The sequence below is a fragment of the Flavobacterium sp. genome (assembly GCF_031422135.1).
Classification (GTDB): domain Bacteria; phylum Bacteroidota; class Bacteroidia; order Flavobacteriales; family Flavobacteriaceae; genus Flavobacterium.
The window spans coordinates 19103-35487 of sequence record NZ_JANOQD010000005.1 but is presented as its reverse complement, the minus strand read 5'-3'; the positions used below and the strand labels follow the sequence as shown (position 1 = coordinate 35487).

Annotated in this window: 11 protein-coding genes and 1 pseudogene; 6 read left to right on the top strand and 6 right to left on the bottom strand. The window is 31.1% G+C overall.

The genetic code is table 11. The annotated features are described in order from the left end of the window. The 3 genes and pseudogenes from RMO70_RS01130 to RMO70_RS01120 all read left to right on the top strand — a co-directional run. Nucleotides 1-1617 (top strand): annotated as a pseudogene (locus RMO70_RS01130) (glycoside hydrolase family 104 protein); the annotation flags it as partial. A 3-nt stretch (nucleotides 1618-1620) separates the two neighbouring features. Continuing rightward, nucleotides 1621-2736 carry a hypothetical protein gene (locus tag RMO70_RS01125; RefSeq protein WP_310554581.1) on the top strand — a complete coding sequence of 372 codons (1116 nt, stop codon included), beginning with the start codon at nucleotides 1621-1623 and terminating at the stop codon, nucleotides 2734-2736. Nucleotides 2737-3002: 266 nt separating this feature from the next. Then, nucleotides 3003-4385 carry a M28 family peptidase gene (locus RMO70_RS01120; protein ID WP_310554580.1) on the top strand — a complete coding sequence of 461 codons (1383 nt, stop codon included), beginning with the start codon at nucleotides 3003-3005 and terminating at the stop codon, nucleotides 4383-4385. A 390-nt stretch (nucleotides 4386-4775) separates the two neighbouring features. On the opposite strand, the gene RMO70_RS01115 is transcribed toward RMO70_RS01120, so the two are convergent. The 5 genes from RMO70_RS01115 to RMO70_RS01095 all read right to left on the bottom strand — a co-directional run bounded on the left by RMO70_RS01115 (nucleotide 4776) and on the right by RMO70_RS01095 (nucleotide 9202). Continuing rightward, entirely contained in the window at nucleotides 4776-5717 is a 942-nt protein-coding gene (locus tag RMO70_RS01115) for a LysR substrate-binding domain-containing protein (RefSeq protein WP_310554579.1), read from the bottom strand. Nucleotides 5718-5767: 50 nt separating this feature from the next. Continuing rightward, complete coding sequence (locus tag RMO70_RS01110) at nucleotides 5768-6967, bottom strand: LETM1-related biofilm-associated protein (protein WP_310554578.1); 1200 nt, start codon at nucleotides 6965-6967, stop codon at nucleotides 5768-5770. A gap of 63 nt (nucleotides 6968-7030) precedes the next feature. After that, nucleotides 7031-7600 carry a YdeI/OmpD-associated family protein gene (locus RMO70_RS01105; RefSeq protein WP_310554577.1) on the bottom strand — a complete coding sequence of 190 codons (570 nt, stop codon included), beginning with the start codon at nucleotides 7598-7600 and terminating at the stop codon, nucleotides 7031-7033. A gap of 10 nt (nucleotides 7601-7610) precedes the next feature. Further along, nucleotides 7611-8663 carry a serine hydrolase domain-containing protein gene (locus RMO70_RS01100; RefSeq protein ID WP_310554576.1) on the bottom strand — a complete coding sequence of 351 codons (1053 nt, stop codon included), beginning with the start codon at nucleotides 8661-8663 and terminating at the stop codon, nucleotides 7611-7613. Between the two features lie 17 nt (nucleotides 8664-8680). Beyond that, a complete protein-coding gene (locus tag RMO70_RS01095; RefSeq protein ID WP_310554575.1) occupies nucleotides 8681-9202 on the bottom strand; it encodes a superoxide dismutase family protein in 522 nt (173 codons plus the stop codon). A 160-nt stretch (nucleotides 9203-9362) separates the two neighbouring features. Here RMO70_RS01095 and uvrA point away from each other — a divergent pair, with 160 nt between their 5' ends. From uvrA to RMO70_RS01080, 3 genes are all read left to right on the top strand, one after another. After that, nucleotides 9363-12194, top strand: a complete 2832-nt coding sequence (gene uvrA / locus RMO70_RS01090) for an excinuclease ABC subunit UvrA (RefSeq protein WP_310554574.1) — start codon at nucleotides 9363-9365, stop codon at nucleotides 12192-12194. 4 nt (nucleotides 12195-12198) lie between these two features. Beyond that, nucleotides 12199-13161, top strand: coding sequence for a RhuM family protein (gene rhuM, locus RMO70_RS01085; RefSeq protein ID WP_310554573.1), 963 nt, complete (start codon nucleotides 12199-12201; stop codon nucleotides 13159-13161). A 199-nt stretch (nucleotides 13162-13360) separates the two neighbouring features. Continuing rightward, nucleotides 13361-14089: a TIGR00730 family Rossman fold protein gene (locus RMO70_RS01080; protein WP_310554572.1), complete on the top strand. Its 729-nt coding sequence runs from the start codon at nucleotides 13361-13363 to the stop codon at nucleotides 14087-14089. A 93-nt stretch (nucleotides 14090-14182) separates the two neighbouring features. Here the strand turns inward: RMO70_RS01080 and RMO70_RS01075 are convergent, their stop codons facing one another. Next, a complete protein-coding gene (locus RMO70_RS01075; protein ID WP_310554571.1) occupies nucleotides 14183-16150 on the bottom strand; it encodes an endonuclease in 1968 nt (655 codons plus the stop codon). Nucleotides 16151-16385: the final 235 nt, after the last annotated feature.

Sequence of the window (16385 nt, the reverse complement as noted above, 5' to 3'; positions counted from 1 at the left end):
AATATGTGGTACGACGATGTATATGTCGATATTGAAATAGTAGAAACCAAAGCCCACATAAAAAGCCAAAGTATTACTGTAGATACAAATAGATTTTCATTTGATTTACCTGATAATGAGACGAAGATAAAGGTGGCTAGTGGAGACGACCCAAAAAAGAATAATAAAAATGGAATTTGCGAATATGAAGCACGAGTAAGAGCATTTATGCGAATGTTACGTGTTAAAGAAGGAACATCTGGCGAAAGTGGCTACAAAAAGCTTTTTGGTCATAGTGATTTTACAGCAACTCCACACAATAAAACAATGGATACGCATCCAAATATTTCGATACCATATGGTAAATCTTCATCTGATGCTGCGGGTGCCTACCAAATTATGGGAGATACTTTTAACGATACTGGTTTTAGAACCTATAAATCAAAATATAATGTTACCAAATTTGATGCAGAATCGCAAGATAAATTATGTTTGATTTTATTGAAACATAATTATGCAAAAGATGAAAGACCAGCCTCTTTTTATGACCCAAAATATTTTCTCGATAAAGCAAAAACAAAACATGATACCGTTAGAGAAGAAAAAGACAAAAAATGGAGAAATCGATTTAAAGGGCAACAGGCGGATATTATACAATTAATAATTAACAATGACATAAAAAAAGCAACTTTACTTTCTTCACTTTGTTGGGCTAGTTTGCCAGATTCCCCATACGGACAGCAAAGTAGTACATACACTTATGAAGATGTAAAAACAATTTATGATGGTTACTTAAAAGAAGAGTTAGAAGCAACCAACAAAGAGTTGCATCTTAAGAAGGGATTCTTGAGAGAGTTTGGATACCCGTGTTGCATACCTATTAATGCACCAGATGGTATAGTAACTTATAGAATATACCAAGACGGAATTATAGAAAAACACATTCCTAAAACCATTAAAAAAGGTTTTGAAAATAAATACAAATACATTTATCACGGGGCTAAAAATGTGCAAAATGAAATTTGTACTGTGGATTGGCATGAGACAAATGAAAAAGGTGTTAGCACATCAAAATTGTATACTAAACCGACACATAGCGAAGTATTAACAGACAATAATGTTTCGGATGGTCAAACAACTAGAAGGGTTACCTATAAAAACGGAGATATTGCTGAATATGGTTCAAATGATGGAGACACATTCTGGAGATTGTATAAAGCACTTAATAACAAAATTAAACTAATACAAATGCCTGAAACAGTAAAATTTATAAAATATAAATTTTCAAATACCGAAAGAAGGTATACAGGTCCAGATGAATATGCTGGATTTGTTGGTGCATTAGCAAAGACTGGTCTTGAAATTACAACTACTGGTAGTTGCTTTAAGGAAGGTTCTTGTTTCCCAAGTCAATACCATGTTAATGGTAAAAGTGTTGATACAATTTACTTTTGGGATCAAAAAAATGATCAAAAATTTATTGACGCTATGAAATTTTATCATTTTAAAGAATTAAAAGTAGGAAATGATAAATATTTTAAAAATTTAAAAAATGTAAAAGATGGAGGTAATTTACACGATACACACTTACACTCTGGTGATTTTAAAAGTTCAAGAATTTTAATAATTGACAAATAAAACATGAAAAAAGTACTTTATATATTTTTAATTGTATTTGTTAGTTGCGTAAATAAAGAAAAGCAACTAACAAATATCGAGGATGACAAAATTGTAAATGATTTACCTATTGGTATTGATTTACTTATTAATGAGAATTTACCAACCAAACATGTCTATAAATATGATGATGGTAATATAATTAACGCAAATAATTTGTTGGATTCTCTTGTAACAATTTCGAGTAATTTTTATGATGATTTAAAAATAGATGTCAATAATAGTTTTAAAATATTGCCACAAATTAAAAAAGGAATTACATATAATAAATCAGATAAAAATGGTATGGTTTATTATTTAGATTCTTGCTATTATGCAAAAACAATTTTCAATGATGGCAATACTAAATTAAGATTATTTAAAGATGGTAATAAATACAAGAATAAACAAGGTGATGAAAATATTTCAATAGTAAATTATTTAGTTTTAGCATCTTATAAATCAGACATTTTAGTTGATTATAAAATAATTTATTCTAATGAATCTTTTTTATATGCAAATAACAGCAGATGTTTTTTCGTTGATGAAAAATTGAATTTACATTTGAAAGATTACAGTTCTGATGAAGAAGAAATATCTATTTTACTTGAAAAAAGTTATCATATTGAACTTGATGGTAAATTTATGTCACAACCTATAACTAAAATTTCATCAAAAGTTATTGATGAAAAAGTAGATTTAACAAATAATATACCTTTTGGATCATGGCGATATGATTGCAATTCTAATTATAGATATTTTCAAATTGATGAAGAAAATAATTATGAAGTTACATTAGCAATGGAGCCAAACAATTTTTATATAAAATTAGAAGAGATTAAAGAAAAAAGAAAAGACGGAATGTTTTTTTTTAAAATAAAATATGCGGAAGGTATTGCCGCGAATGATGTTTTTTCAAAAGATTATATTAACGATGAAGAAGTAGTAACAATTCAAGTTATAGATAAAAATTCTATTGAATTCAAATGGTTAGGTTATTATGATAATATTATCAAAAAAAGAGTTATTTCCGAGTGTCCTTTTGGAGAAAAGTTATGTGATGAAAAACCAATTTTATTGAAACAATGTGAATTAGATTAAAAAGGGTAAAATAAAAATCATGAAAGATCATATAATATATATTGGATATGCCAGATAACAGCGATCCAGAACACACTTTGTATACATAATTTATTTTAAAACTTGAGGGAGATAAATATGTAGAATTGAATTAGATAGTAAATAAAAAATTAAATAGAATTAAATCATAAAACTAAAAGGAGCTTAAATGGCTCCTTTTTTTATGTCCTTATGGGAAAAGTGCCTTATTAATTTTATAAATTTGAAAAATAAAATCTAAAAACATAATGAAAATAACAACTACTCTTTTATTACTATCGACCGTAATTTCAATGGCTCAGAGTCAAAGTAGTGACGAGATAAAACTAAAAGAAATTTACACTATTGCCTTAACAAATTCCAAATGTTATACTTGGCTGGATTATATGTCTAACAAAATTGGGCATCGTTTGTCTGGTTCTGTCGGTGCTCAAAAAGCAGTAGATTATACCAAATCACAAATGGAAACTTTGGGTTTCGATCGCGTTTATTTGCAAGAAGTAATGGTGCCAAAATGGGTACGAGGTCAAAAAGAAATAGCCTATATTGTTGATAATAAAAAGAAAATAACAGTTCCTATTTGTGCTCTAGGAGGTTCCATTGCAACACCAAAAGAAGGAATTACTGCTGAAGTAATAGAAGTACAATCACTTAAAGAATTGTCGGATTTAGGAACTGAAAAAATAAAAGGTAAAATCGTTTTCTTTAATCGTCCAATGGATAATAGTTTGTTAGAAACTTTTAATGCCTACAGTAAAGCTGGAGATCAAAGACGTTCAGGTGCAAGAGAAGCTTCAAAATATGGAGCTGTGGCTACCATTGTTAGATCTTTAACTCATAGTCTAGATGATTTTCCGCATACCGGCAATCAAAGTTATGGAGACATTCCAAAATCACAATACATTCCTACAGCTGCAATAAGTACTAATGGTGCTGAATTGCTAAGTAAATTACTTAAAGCTAATTCAAAAATTAAATTTTATCTCAAACAATCTTGTCAAACTATGGACGACGTTTTGTCCTATAATGTTATTGGTGAAATAAAAGGGAGTGAATTTCCAGACAGAATAATGGTCGTAGGTGGTCATCTTGATTCTTGGGATCTTGCAGACGGCTCACATGATGATGGAGCTGGATGTGTACAAAGTATGGAAGTAGTTAACATTTTTAAAAATTTAGGCTACAAACCCAAAAATACACTTCGAGTTGTATTGTTTATGAATGAGGAAAATGGCGGTCGAGGTGGCGAAAAATACCAAGAATTATCTAAAAAGAATAATGAAAATCACATTTTTGCATTAGAAAGTGATTCGGGTGGATTTACGCCAAGAGGATTTTCTTTTGAAACGGATGATGCAAATTTCAATAAAGTTCAAGATTATAAAAAAATATTCGAACCCTACTTGATTCATACTTTTGCTAAAGGTCATTCGGGTTCAGATATTGAAGACTTAACTTCGGATAAAATCCTAAAAGTAGGTTTACGTCCAGATTCACAACGTTATTTTGATTATCATCACGCTGGAAACGATAAATTCAATGCCGTAAATAAGCGTGAATTGGAATTAGGCGCAGCAACAATAACAGCATTAGTATATTTAATTGATCAATATGGAATTATCACAAAATAAATACTTCTTTTTTCAATTTAACTAATCCTACATAAATACAATAAAAATGTATTTTGTCGAAAAAATATGATTTTAAGCGTTGTTTTATGTGTATAATTCATTTTTTTAAATTACATTTATAATAAGTTTCGATCTAGTTATTCATTTTAATCCCTACTTATTATGTATAGAATGATTTATGATTACACAAAACAGACGCTTGAAAGAGTTAGTTCAGATAGTAAACTTTTTATCAGAGAACTAAAAAAAGCCCTTAGAAATTTATTGCCATATGAGATTGAAAATCTTATAAAATGGTTGATTTGTTTTACCGACAAAAAACCAGAACTAAAACCATATTTGGCAATTATAATGGTTTAATTTGAATTTAGAAATTATAGGTTCTTGTCATTATTTCTTCTGGACTGGACTTATAATTTCTACATTCTGAAATACAACTGCACCACGCAAAACACCAGAAACAACACCTCGAAGTGCTTCAATAATGTGAATTTTTAATTCGTTTTTTGGAAAAATGAGACTAATTTCTCTTGCTGGTTTTGGTTCCACAAAATGTCTCAATTTAAGTTTGTCTTTTTCTTTTAAATCTAAAGTATGCAAGTAAGGAAGCAATGTAATTCCTAAACCTTCATCAGCCAATTTTATCAAAGTTTCGAAACTTCCGCTTTCAATCTTGAATTTTGTGTGATTTGGTATTGAATTGTTCTTGCAAAGATTCAAAATACCATCTCTAAAACAATGTCCATCTTGTAACATCAGAATTTCGTCAACATTCAAATCGGAAACTTCTATTTCTTTTTTTTTCGAAAGCAAATGATAATCAGGCGCATATACCATAAACGGTTCAAAGTACAACACAACTTCTTTTATTTTTTCGTCATCAAGTGGTGTTGCTGCAATGGCGGCATCCAATTGTCCATTTTTAAGTCTTTTTACAATTTCAGTAGTATTTAACTCTTCAATTATTAATGTTACTTTTGGGTATTTATGAATAAAATTACTAAGAAACATTGGCAGTAGCGTTGGCATAATTGTAGGAATAATACCTAATTTAAATTCTCCACCTATAAAACCTTTTTGCAAATCAACAATATCTTGCATTCTATCAGCTTCATTTACAATATTTTTGGCCTGAGCTACAATTTTATGACCAATTTCAGTAAGTTGAATTGGTTTTTTACTTCTATCAAAAATTAAAATCGAAAGTTCTTCTTCCACTTTCTGAATTTGCATACTTAACGTAGGTTGCGTAACAAAACATTTTTCGGCTGCAAGGGTAAAATTTTTATGTTCGGCAACAGCCAAAACATACTGAAGTTGTGTAATAGTCATTTTATAGTTTATTATGATGCAAATATAAAAACTATAAGTTTAATTGATACTTATTCTTTTGTCAAATTTTCGTTAAATGCTGAAGGCAATAATTGTGGTATAAATTTTATAAGTATTGGTAATAGCAAGCTTCCGCCTGGAATAATAAAAATGGTAAGTGATGGAATTGTTTTACAAATATCTAATACTTGGTTGCGAACTTTTTTCTTTTCCTCAGGAGTTAAATCGCGTTTTGTAGATTGTGCTAAAAGTTTCATTAACTCTTTACTTTGCGAAATTTCAAGCTGCAATCTAAACTTATTCCTAGAAATTAAATTTTGTACGTTTTGAGTAGTTTGATCGTAAAAATGCTTTACTGGATTCGAGAAATTAAAATATGGAATGTCTGATTTGTTTGTATCTAAAAATTCATCCATTTCTCGGATGCTTTTTTGAACAAATAATAGAGAGATATTTAATTTTACAGCTAATTTATATAAGAAATTTTCTTCTGAAGTTTCCATTTTAGAATCACTCCACATTGCCATTCCAGCCATATCAATGAGGTAATATTTCTCATAATCATCTGTAAAAAATGATAAATCAATATTTTCTAACGAGGCGGTTTCTAATTCACTATACTTAGTATATCGAATAGAAGACTCAAATAATTTTTGCAATAAATCATCGTATTTTGATTTTGATTTTTTAGTATTTAATGATAATGAAACTATATTAACAATTATTTCTTCTACACGTTTTAGGTATTTATCAGGAATATTACCTTCTAGCAAGTATTTTTTAAAAGCTAAAACATCAATAAACAATAAAGCATTTGTAACTATATGCGAAAAGTTTTTACTAATGATGTTATCATTGGTTTGAATGCGTGAGCTAATTATTTTTTCTAACTTATTTGATGCTCCATCTTCAGGTAAAATTTTAGAAAGTAAACTGGAACCTTTTGAATGTAATTGTTTATAAAATGCTACACATTGATCTATAAATTCTTCTTGATTTAAGCTATTTTTACACAATTGAAAAACACCAAACAAAGTGTTCAATAATCCTATTTTTGAAAGCTCTTCACTTGTCCAACCTTTAGTTATAATAGGTTTAGGGGTTACAAAACAGGTTGTATAACCAACTAGAAAGCCTGTTTTTCTTGTGCTTTCATAAAACTGCTTTGCATCGTTTATGATATTTTGATCTGGAATGTTTTGTTCTAAAAAAAACTTATCAATCCAGCCAAAAGCTGAAGGATTTATCATAATACAAAGCTATGATTTTTTGTTTACTTTTGGATAAACTAAAATTAAGTTTTCAATAAATAATTATTGTCTTGATTTTATATTTTGCAGGCAAAGGGTAATAATTTCGGCAATTCTAATTAATCTTGTTTCTTCCCGTTTTGCTTGATTAAGCCAGTATAAATAACTTTTTCTATAGGAAGGACTAAAATTTTTATAATTATTGAAAGCAGTACTATTTTCATTAAATGCTTTTTGCAAATCATCAGGAATTTCTAGATTCTCAACTCTGTCAAGTGATTCCCAAGAACCATTTTGTTTGGCAATTTCAATTATTTTTAATCCGCTTTCGTGCATTAATTTGTCTTGAATCAATTTTTCGATATACGTTTTATTTAGTTTACTCCAAACACTTTTGACTTTTCTGGGTGTAAAAACTTGTTTTCTGCGTTCATCATCCAATTTTTTAACGGTGGAATCTATCCAACCATAACATATAGCAACCTGAACTGCTTCTTCCCAACGCATACTTTCAAAAGCACTATCAACACGATAAAATACCAATTCAACTCCAAAGGAGTAATTATGATTTTCGTGCAACCAATCACGCCATTCTCTAGCATTTTTGAAATAATGAAGTTCCTTTTCTTTCAAGATTTTAAAACTATTTTATAGATTCCATTAGACTGCTTTTAGCCACAATTTTTCTAATTTCGGATTCAAAATGATACGAAATTTTAGAATCTTCGTTCATCGTATTTTCAAGTATAATTAAACTCGTATCGTTTTCTGGAAAATAAAAATTTATAGATACATAACCCGAACCCATTCCAGTATGACCTATCATTTTTATATATTCATCATCTTTTATACGCACACCGTAAGCATAGCCTATATCATTATCTCCAAAAGCATAGTGCTTTGCCTTTACATTATAAGAAATCATCAAATTATAAGTTTCTGGTTTTAAAATTTTATTGTGATGCACATTTTTATTCCAAATAGCAAGATCATTTACTGTCGATATTATACCAGCTGCTGGCAGACTCTCCATTGAAAATTCAAATTTATCAACTATTGTAATCGTATTATTTTGTAATAGATGACCATTAACCAATTCAATCCCTTTTGAAGTATGATTGGCAAATGTTTTTGTCATTTTTAATTTTTTGAATAAACGACGTGCAACAGACTCAAAAGGCTCCTTATTGCAATTAGAGATTATTTTTCCTAACAAATTATAGGTTTGATTTCCATAATTGAAAGAAGTTCCAGGTTTATACAATAATGGTTTGCCAATTTTGTCAATTCCAGAAGTATGATTTAAAAGCTGATGCACTGTAATGGTATCTGCCCAACTGTCATTCAGCTCGGGAAGGTATTGTTTAATTGGTGATTGCGGATTTATTTTTCCTTTATCGACTTCCATCAGAATCAAAACAGCAGTAATTTGCTTGCTATTAGACATAATAATGAAGTTGTCATCTAATTTTAATTTAGTCTTGTTTTCCTTATTTTTAAAACCATACGATTTTGAATATTTAGTTTTTCCGTTTTGTGAAATCAAAATATTTCCGTTAAAGGATCTTATATTCTCCGTTTTAAGAATACTATCAATTTTAGTAGAATAATCATCTTTTAATTTAGTTTGAGATTGACAGCTTATATTTAAAAAAATAAACAGAAGAATAGAAGAATGGTAGAAAATGTGTTTCATTAATTTTGATAAAAAAATTATTTAATTATTGCAGAACAAGCTTGTCGTGCACCAGCATTACCAGCTGGTTGCGAAGTAAAATCGTCTGTACCTTTATGCACAATTAATCCTTTTCCTAGAATATTTTTGGTTTCGTCCTCACAACCTATACACCATTCTGAAGTAGCAAATTTTATAGTTCCGTTTCCATTAGCATCCGCATTGAAGTTACCAATATCTCCTTTGTGGTATTCGGCATCACCCCATTTTCCGTGTTTTTTGAAAGTAGGATTCCAATGTCCGCCAGCTGAACTTCCATCGGCAGCAGAGCAATCTGATTTTTCGTGAATGTGTATGGCGTGTTCACCAGGTGAAAGTCCATTCATTTTGGCAGTAAAAGTTACAACGCCATTTTTTTCTGTGAAATTTGCAGTTCCAGTTACATTACTATCACTTTTGGAAGTAAATATAAGATTTAGTTCGTTTTTGTTGGCAACCGAAGTCTTGCAAGCCAAAATTGTTATTCCAGTAAGCGCTATTATTGAAATTATCTTTTTCATAAGTGAAAATTTTAAGGTATAAAGTTAGTCATTTTATTAATCAAATTATAAATAAAAAAAGTAATAAAACATACTTTCAATGCCACTTTTATAAAATGCTTTTAAAATCAATTGTTTTAATAAACATCTAAATTGTATCTTTGTTTTTTTGCAAAAACTTATGTTAGAAAACGATAATACCATCGATGTTATTGGCGCTCGCGTTCATAATCTCAAAAATATTGACATTTCCATTCCACGTGAAAAATTGGTGGTTATTACTGGACTTTCGGGTTCGGGAAAATCATCATTAGCTTTTGATACTATTTATGCCGAAGGACAACGCCGCTATATTGAAACGTTTTCGGCTTATGCCAGACAATTTTTGGGCGGATTAGAACGCCCAGATGTGGACAAAATAGATGGTTTGTCACCCGTAATTGCTATTGAACAAAAAACAACTTCAAAATCGCCACGTTCCACTGTTGGTACGATTACTGAAATTTACGATTTCCTTCGATTGCTCTTTGCTCGTGCTGCCGATGCCTACAGTTACAATACTGGCGAAAAAATGGTGTCGTATTCGGACGAACAAATTAAAGATTTGATAATCAAAGATTTCTCTGGAAAACGAATCAACATTCTTGCTCCTATTATTCGAGCTCGAAAAGGACATTATGCTGAGCTTTTTCAACAAATTGCTAAACAAGGTTTCTTGAAAGTTCGCATTAATGGCGAAGTGAAAGACATTACAGCAGGAATGAAACTCGATCGATACAAAACGCACGATATCGAAACAGTTATTGATAGAATTGTCGTGAATGATTCCGAAGATGTTCAGAAAAGAATATCCGAAAGTATTAATACGGCAATGCATTACGGCGAAAACGTATTGATGATTTTGGATCAAGATTCTAATGAAATTCGATTTTTTTCTCGAAATTTAATGTGTCCAACTACTGGAATTTCGTATCAAAATCCGGAACCCAATTTGTTTTCGTTCAATTCGCCAAAAGGGGCTTGCCCGGATTGTAACGGTTTAGGAACAATTAACGAAATCAATATTAAAAAAATAATTCCAAATCCAAAATTATCAATAAAATCGGGAGGATTTGTGCCATTGGGCGAATATAAAACCACTTGGATTTTCAAACAATTGGAAATTATTGGTGAAAAATTCGGATTTAAAATGACCGATGCTATCGAAACCATTTCTGACGAAGCCATAGAAATGATTTTAAATGGTGGAAAAGAAAAATTCTCGGTAACTTCTAAAACGGCTGGCGTTACCAAAGAATACAAAATAGAATTCGAAGGTATTTCGCATTTTATAAAATCGCAACACGACGATTCAGGTTCATCGACCTTAAAACGTTGGGCAAAAGAGTTTATGGACGAAATAAATTGTCCTGTTTGCGAAGGTTCACGACTCAAAAAAGAATCGCTTTATTTCAAAATAAATGAACAAAATATTGCCGATTTGTCCAATATGGATATTTCGGATTTAACGGCTTGGTTTCACGATTTAGAAAATCATTTATCTGATAAACAAAAACGAATCGCAACCGAAGTTATTAAAGAAATTAAAGATAGATTGAACTTTTTAATGAATGTTGGTTTGGAATATTTGGCAATTTCAAGAAGTTCCAAATCGCTTTCTGGTGGCGAAGCACAACGCATTCGTTTAGCAACTCAAATTGGTTCGCAGTTGGTTGGCGTTTTATATATTTTGGACGAACCAAGCATTGGTTTACATCAGCGTGATAACGAAAAGTTGATTCATTCCTTGGAACAATTGCGAGATATTGGCAACTCGGTTATTGTGGTCGAGCACGACAAAGATATGATCGAACGTGCGGATTATGTTATTGACATTGGTCCAAAAGCAGGAAAATATGGAGGTGAAATTATCAGTAAAGGAACACCCGCGGAAATATTGACATCAAACACCATTACAGCGCAATATCTGAATGGAAAAATGAAGTTGGAAATTCCAAAAAAGCGTCGTGAGGGCAATGGGAAATTCTTGAAACTGTCTGGAGCAACGGGAAATAATTTGAAAAATGTTTCAATAGAATTGCCTTTAGGAAAGTTAATTTGTGTTACTGGCGTTTCGGGTTCGGGGAAATCGACTTTGATAAATGAAACGCTCTACCCTATTTTGAATGAATTTTATTTTAATGGAGTCAAAAAACCAAAACCATACAAAAAAATTGAAGGTTTAGAACATATTGATAAGGTAATTGATATTGATCAAAGCCCAATTGGACGTACACCACGTTCGAATCCAGCAACTTATACCGAAGTTTTTACAGAAATTCGTAACCTATTCACGATGACTTCAGAAAGTATGATTCGAGGTTACAAAGCAGGACGATTTAGTTTTAATGTCAAAGGTGGTCGTTGCGAAACCTGTGAAGGTTCTGGCGTTAGAACCATAGAAATGAGTTTTTTGCCTGATGTTTATGTGGAATGTGAAACCTGTCAAGGCAAGCGTTTTAATAGAGAAACCTTGGAAATTCGTTTCAAAGGAAAATCGATTTCCGATGTTTTGAATATGACCATTGACGAAGCGGTTCCGTTTTTTGAAATGATTCCGAAAGTGTATCGAAAAGTAAAAACGTTACAAGATGTTGGTTTAGGCTATATCACTCTTGGGCAACAAAGCACTACACTTTCTGGTGGCGAAGCACAACGTATAAAACTAGCTGGCGAATTATCCAAAAAAGATACAGGAAACACGTTTTATATTCTCGATGAACCCACAACTGGATTGCATTTTGAAGACATTCGGGTTTTGATGGAAGTGATTAATAAGTTGGTTAATAAAGGAAATACTATTCTGATTATCGAACACAATATGGATGTTATTAAATTGGCAGATTACATTATTGATATTGGTCCAGAAGGTGGAAAAGGTGGCGGAAATGTAGTTGCCAAAGGCACTCCTGAAGAAGTAGCAAAAAATAAAAAAAGTTATACAGCGCAGTTTTTGAAAAAAGAATTAGTTTAGCAATATGAGTAAAATAGAAATTTATCAAGCCAAGAATGGCCAAACAACAATTGATGTTACGTTTGATAAAGAAACTATTTGGTTGTCTCTAAATCAAATATCAAATCTTTTTAATAGAGATAAATCCGTAATATCAAAACATTTAAAAAAAATATTTCTAGAAGGAGAATTAATTTTAAATTCAGTTGTTGCAAAAAATGCAACAACTGCTTCGGATAATAAAATATATAATGTTGATTTTTATAATTTAGATGTAATAATTTCTATAGGATATCGAGTAAACTCAATTGAAGGCACACAATTCAGACAATGGGCAACACAACGATTAAAAGAACATTTGGTTAATGGTTACTCTATAAATCAAAAAAGATTAGAACAACTTCAAAAAACAATTGAGATTATTCAAAATACAGGAAATGATGAAAATCTGAATCTTGATGAAGCAAAAGGGTTATTAGAGATTATTAAAAACTACACACATAGTTTTGTACTTTTAAATCAATTTGATAGTAATAATCTAATTGATTCGGGATTAAATGATGATATTATTTATGAAATAAATTATGAAGAAGCTTCTAATGCAATCACAAAATTGAAACTTCATCTTATTTCCAAAAAAGAAGCAACGAACTTGTTTGGAAATCAAAAAGATGAAAGTTTTAAAGGGATTCTTGGTAATATTCTTCAAAGTTTTGACAATCACTATTTGTATCCAACAATCGAACAACAAGCTTCACATTTGCTCTATTTTATCATAAAAAATCATCCTTTTTCTGATGGAAATAAAAGAATTGGTGCATTTATGTTTGTTTGGTTTTTGGAGAAAAACAAACATCATTTCAAAAAAAATGGAGAACTAAAAATCAATGATAATGCTTTGGTTGCTATTGCACTATTAGTAGCACAAAGTAATCCTAGTGATAAAGAAATTTTAATCAAATTAATTATAAACTTAATTAAGAAATAAAAAAGAATTAATTTAGCCTTTTGTTTTCTTTTAAAAAATAATATTTAATGGAACATAAATGCCCTAGCCCTGATAGAAGGAAAAAACAATTTTTGGCAATTTTTTTTGCCAAAAATTGTTTGAAATGATAGCAGGACTCGAGCCTGAAAGTGCTACTGGAGAAGCAAATGGCTTCAAAAAATAATAAAATTAAAAAAATATGAAATTAGAAGATTTTGACCACGACGAAGACAAAGTAATTCAAGACAGCCTGAAACAAAAAACTTGGAACGAGATTCGTTCTAATGATTCGTGGGCGATTTTCAAGATTATGTCCGAGTTTGTAAATGGTTATGAGAGTATGGCAAGAATTGGGCCTTGTGTTTCGATTTTTGGATCGGCAAGAACCAAACCAGACGACAAATATTATATTTTGGCCGAAAGTGTAGCATACAAAATTAGTCAAGCAGGTTATGGTGTGATTACTGGCGGTGGACCAGGAATTATGGAAGCTGGAAACAAAGGTGCTCACCGAAGTGGTGGAACATCAGTGGGTTTGAACATTGTTTTGCCGTTTGAGCAGCATTACAATCCGTATATTGATAAGGATAAAAACTTGAATTTTGACTACTTTTTTGTTCGTAAAGTAATTTTTGTGAAATATTCTCAAGGATTTGTGGTTATGCCAGGTGGATTTGGGACCTTGGACGAACTTTTCGAAGCAATAACACTAATTCAAACTAAGAAAATTGGAAAATTTCCTATTATTTTAGTAGGTTCTTCCTTTTGGTCTGGGCTAATGGATTGGGTTCAAGCCGTGATGATTGAACGTGAAAAAACGGTTTCGCCTGACGATATGAAGTTGATTCAAATTGTGGATACCGAAGAAGAAGTGGTTGATGCGTTGGATAAATTCTACAAAAAATACGATTTGAGTCCTAATTTTTAAGGCTTTAGCATCATACAGCTTAGTATTCATAATTACTAAACATAAAAAAAGCTTCCGGATTTGGAAGCTTTTTTGGTTTTTCTAAACTGGTTTTTATTGAATAATTAATTTCTTAATAACCGATTTATTATCTGAAACAATTTTTACTAAATATATCCCTGATGATAAATTCAAATTTATTTTTTCGTTCTTATTATATATTTCAGAATACACCTTTGCTCCTATTGTATTGAAAATTTCGATATTAGCTTGGTTTACTAAACCATCTATTACAAGATATTTTTCGGTAGGGTTCGGATACATTTTAACATCTAGCAAAGTAAAATCTTGGTTTGATAATGTTGCAGACCAGGGTATGGTAGTTTTACTTCCCCAAATGTGTTCTGCTAAATCTGGGTGATCAATAAACGGGTTTCGGTTGTATTGCCAAGTGTAAATAACGTTGTTTCTGTTCATTTCAAAATCATCAGATGCATCTTGTGTGTTCCAAGTTAAAAGCGTGGCTAAATCACCAATACTTCCCATTGGAGTTTGTGCTGGATTTCCGTTTACGACATTCAATCCATTGTATCGAACTGCCATATAAAACAAGGATCGCGCCACATCTCCGTGCCAAGAACCTTGTGAGCCTATTGGTCCATTGTATAATGTAGTCCCGTAATTTTGATTGCCACGCAAACTATTTTCAGAACTGTCTTCAGCACGAATATGGTGTGCATCAGCACCGCCAGCTTCAATATCATTGGCATCAGTAGTAGTCCAAACATCGATTCCATCAGGAAAAACATTCGAATCTAGATTAAAACCGCCACGAGATTGTGCATAAATATGTTCTCGATTCCAGAAACCAATATTACTAGATCCTGTTTGAATGTCTAACTTAGATTTAGGCTGTTCCACATACATCAACCAAACTTTGTTGTTGTTTTCAGGATTTGTATCAGCTATTTTCAAAATATCATTTACATCGGCATAATTATGCTCTCTTACAACAGCTGGATTCGCAATGATATCTTGAATGGCTTGTTTTAAAATAGCTCCAGATTTTCCTTCTAACGAGTCGTAATAACCACTTGGTTTTGTATTGGCAACCAGACCATAAGTTGGATTCAATGGAGTACCGAAACCAGATTGTACAAAATTGATATCATTAACACGAACAGAAATATTGTTGTTTAAAACAATGTATTCACTTGGTACAGTTCCAAGTGTAATTTTTAAATTTTCGTCGCCATCGTTAATATTATCATTTAAAATTTGAATGGTTTTAGAAACTGTCTTGGTTCCTACTGCAATGGTTGCATTCAAATCTGCTGTAAAATCAGAAGCCTCAAAGCTATTGTTGTTTAGTGTAAATGAAAAGCTCAAATCCGAAAGCACATTTGTGTCGGTAGTAAAAGTAATTGTCATTGTTTGTCCTTCTGAAATAGGAGAAGCTGGAGTGAACGTTGTAGCTATTCCGTTAAAAAAAACACCAGAACCATCATTATTAGCTCTTGGAGTTGGTGCTTTAACTTCGTAAGTTCCATCAGTTTTTCTTTGAATGGATTGTGTGTCTTTTAAACTATTTATATTTTCATTATAGCTTACAGTTTCACCTAATACACTCATCAAATTCGCTGCAAAGGTTGTGTTTGTACTATATGCGAGGGCATCGATAAGATTTGTGGCTGTTGCAGGAGTGTCGATAGGAAAATCGGATGCATTTCCATAATATATTGCTACGGCATCAGGACCATTTTGGACAGTATTAGATGGGAAAATGTAGGAGGCAGAAGGAATAACTTGAGCATTTCCCAAAAGTACAATCCCATTTCCATCGGTTACTAAACCATCTAAATCTATTGCATAACTAGTTAAGGTACTTGCATAGGGACTGGTACTGCTTGCATTAAAGAAAACAACTACATAACCATCAAGAGAAAAGTTTGGTGTAGCAGATTTTAATTCAATAAATTCTTTTACATCAGCCGATGGCGTATCTGAATCTAACTCATTAATCACAACTTGAGAAAAACTTAGGTTGGATAAAAGTAATAGTAGAAGTAATTTTTTGAACATTTCATAATAAATTTAGAGCGCAATGTAATAAAATTAAATAAGTCAAAGGTTAATTCATCTTTAACCTTATCAACAAGCAACCTTTGATAAGTTTTTTCATCTACAATGTATAACTATTTATAAATCATAAAGTTACTACTAATTATTGTAGAATATATTAAATTAATAGTAAAATTACATTTGCTATTGCCATAAAAAAAATTAATTGTACTACATTGCATTCAATTTTATTAAC

Coding starts and splice junctions, on each gene's coding strand:
- RMO70_RS01125 (WP_310554581.1), top strand. CDS start 1,621: ATGAAAAAAGTACTTTATATATTTTTAATTGTATTTGTTAGTTGCGTA.
- RMO70_RS01120 (WP_310554580.1), top strand. CDS start 3,003: ATGAAAATAACAACTACTCTTTTATTACTATCGACCGTAATTTCAATG.
- RMO70_RS01115 (WP_310554579.1), bottom strand. CDS start 5,717: ATGACTATTACACAACTTCAGTATGTTTTGGCTGTTGCCGAACATAAA.
- RMO70_RS01110 (WP_310554578.1), bottom strand. CDS start 6,967: ATGATAAATCCTTCAGCTTTTGGCTGGATTGATAAGTTTTTTTTAGAA.
- RMO70_RS01100 (WP_310554576.1), bottom strand. CDS start 8,663: ATGAAACACATTTTCTACCATTCTTCTATTCTTCTGTTTATTTTTTTA.
- RMO70_RS01095 (WP_310554575.1), bottom strand. CDS start 9,202: ATGAAAAAGATAATTTCAATAATAGCGCTTACTGGAATAACAATTTTG.
- uvrA (WP_310554574.1), top strand. CDS start 9,363: ATGTTAGAAAACGATAATACCATCGATGTTATTGGCGCTCGCGTTCAT.
- rhuM (WP_310554573.1), top strand. CDS start 12,199: ATGAGTAAAATAGAAATTTATCAAGCCAAGAATGGCCAAACAACAATT.
- RMO70_RS01080 (WP_310554572.1), top strand. CDS start 13,361: ATGAAATTAGAAGATTTTGACCACGACGAAGACAAAGTAATTCAAGAC.
- RMO70_RS01075 (WP_310554571.1), bottom strand. CDS start 16,150: ATGTTCAAAAAATTACTTCTACTATTACTTTTATCCAACCTAAGTTTT.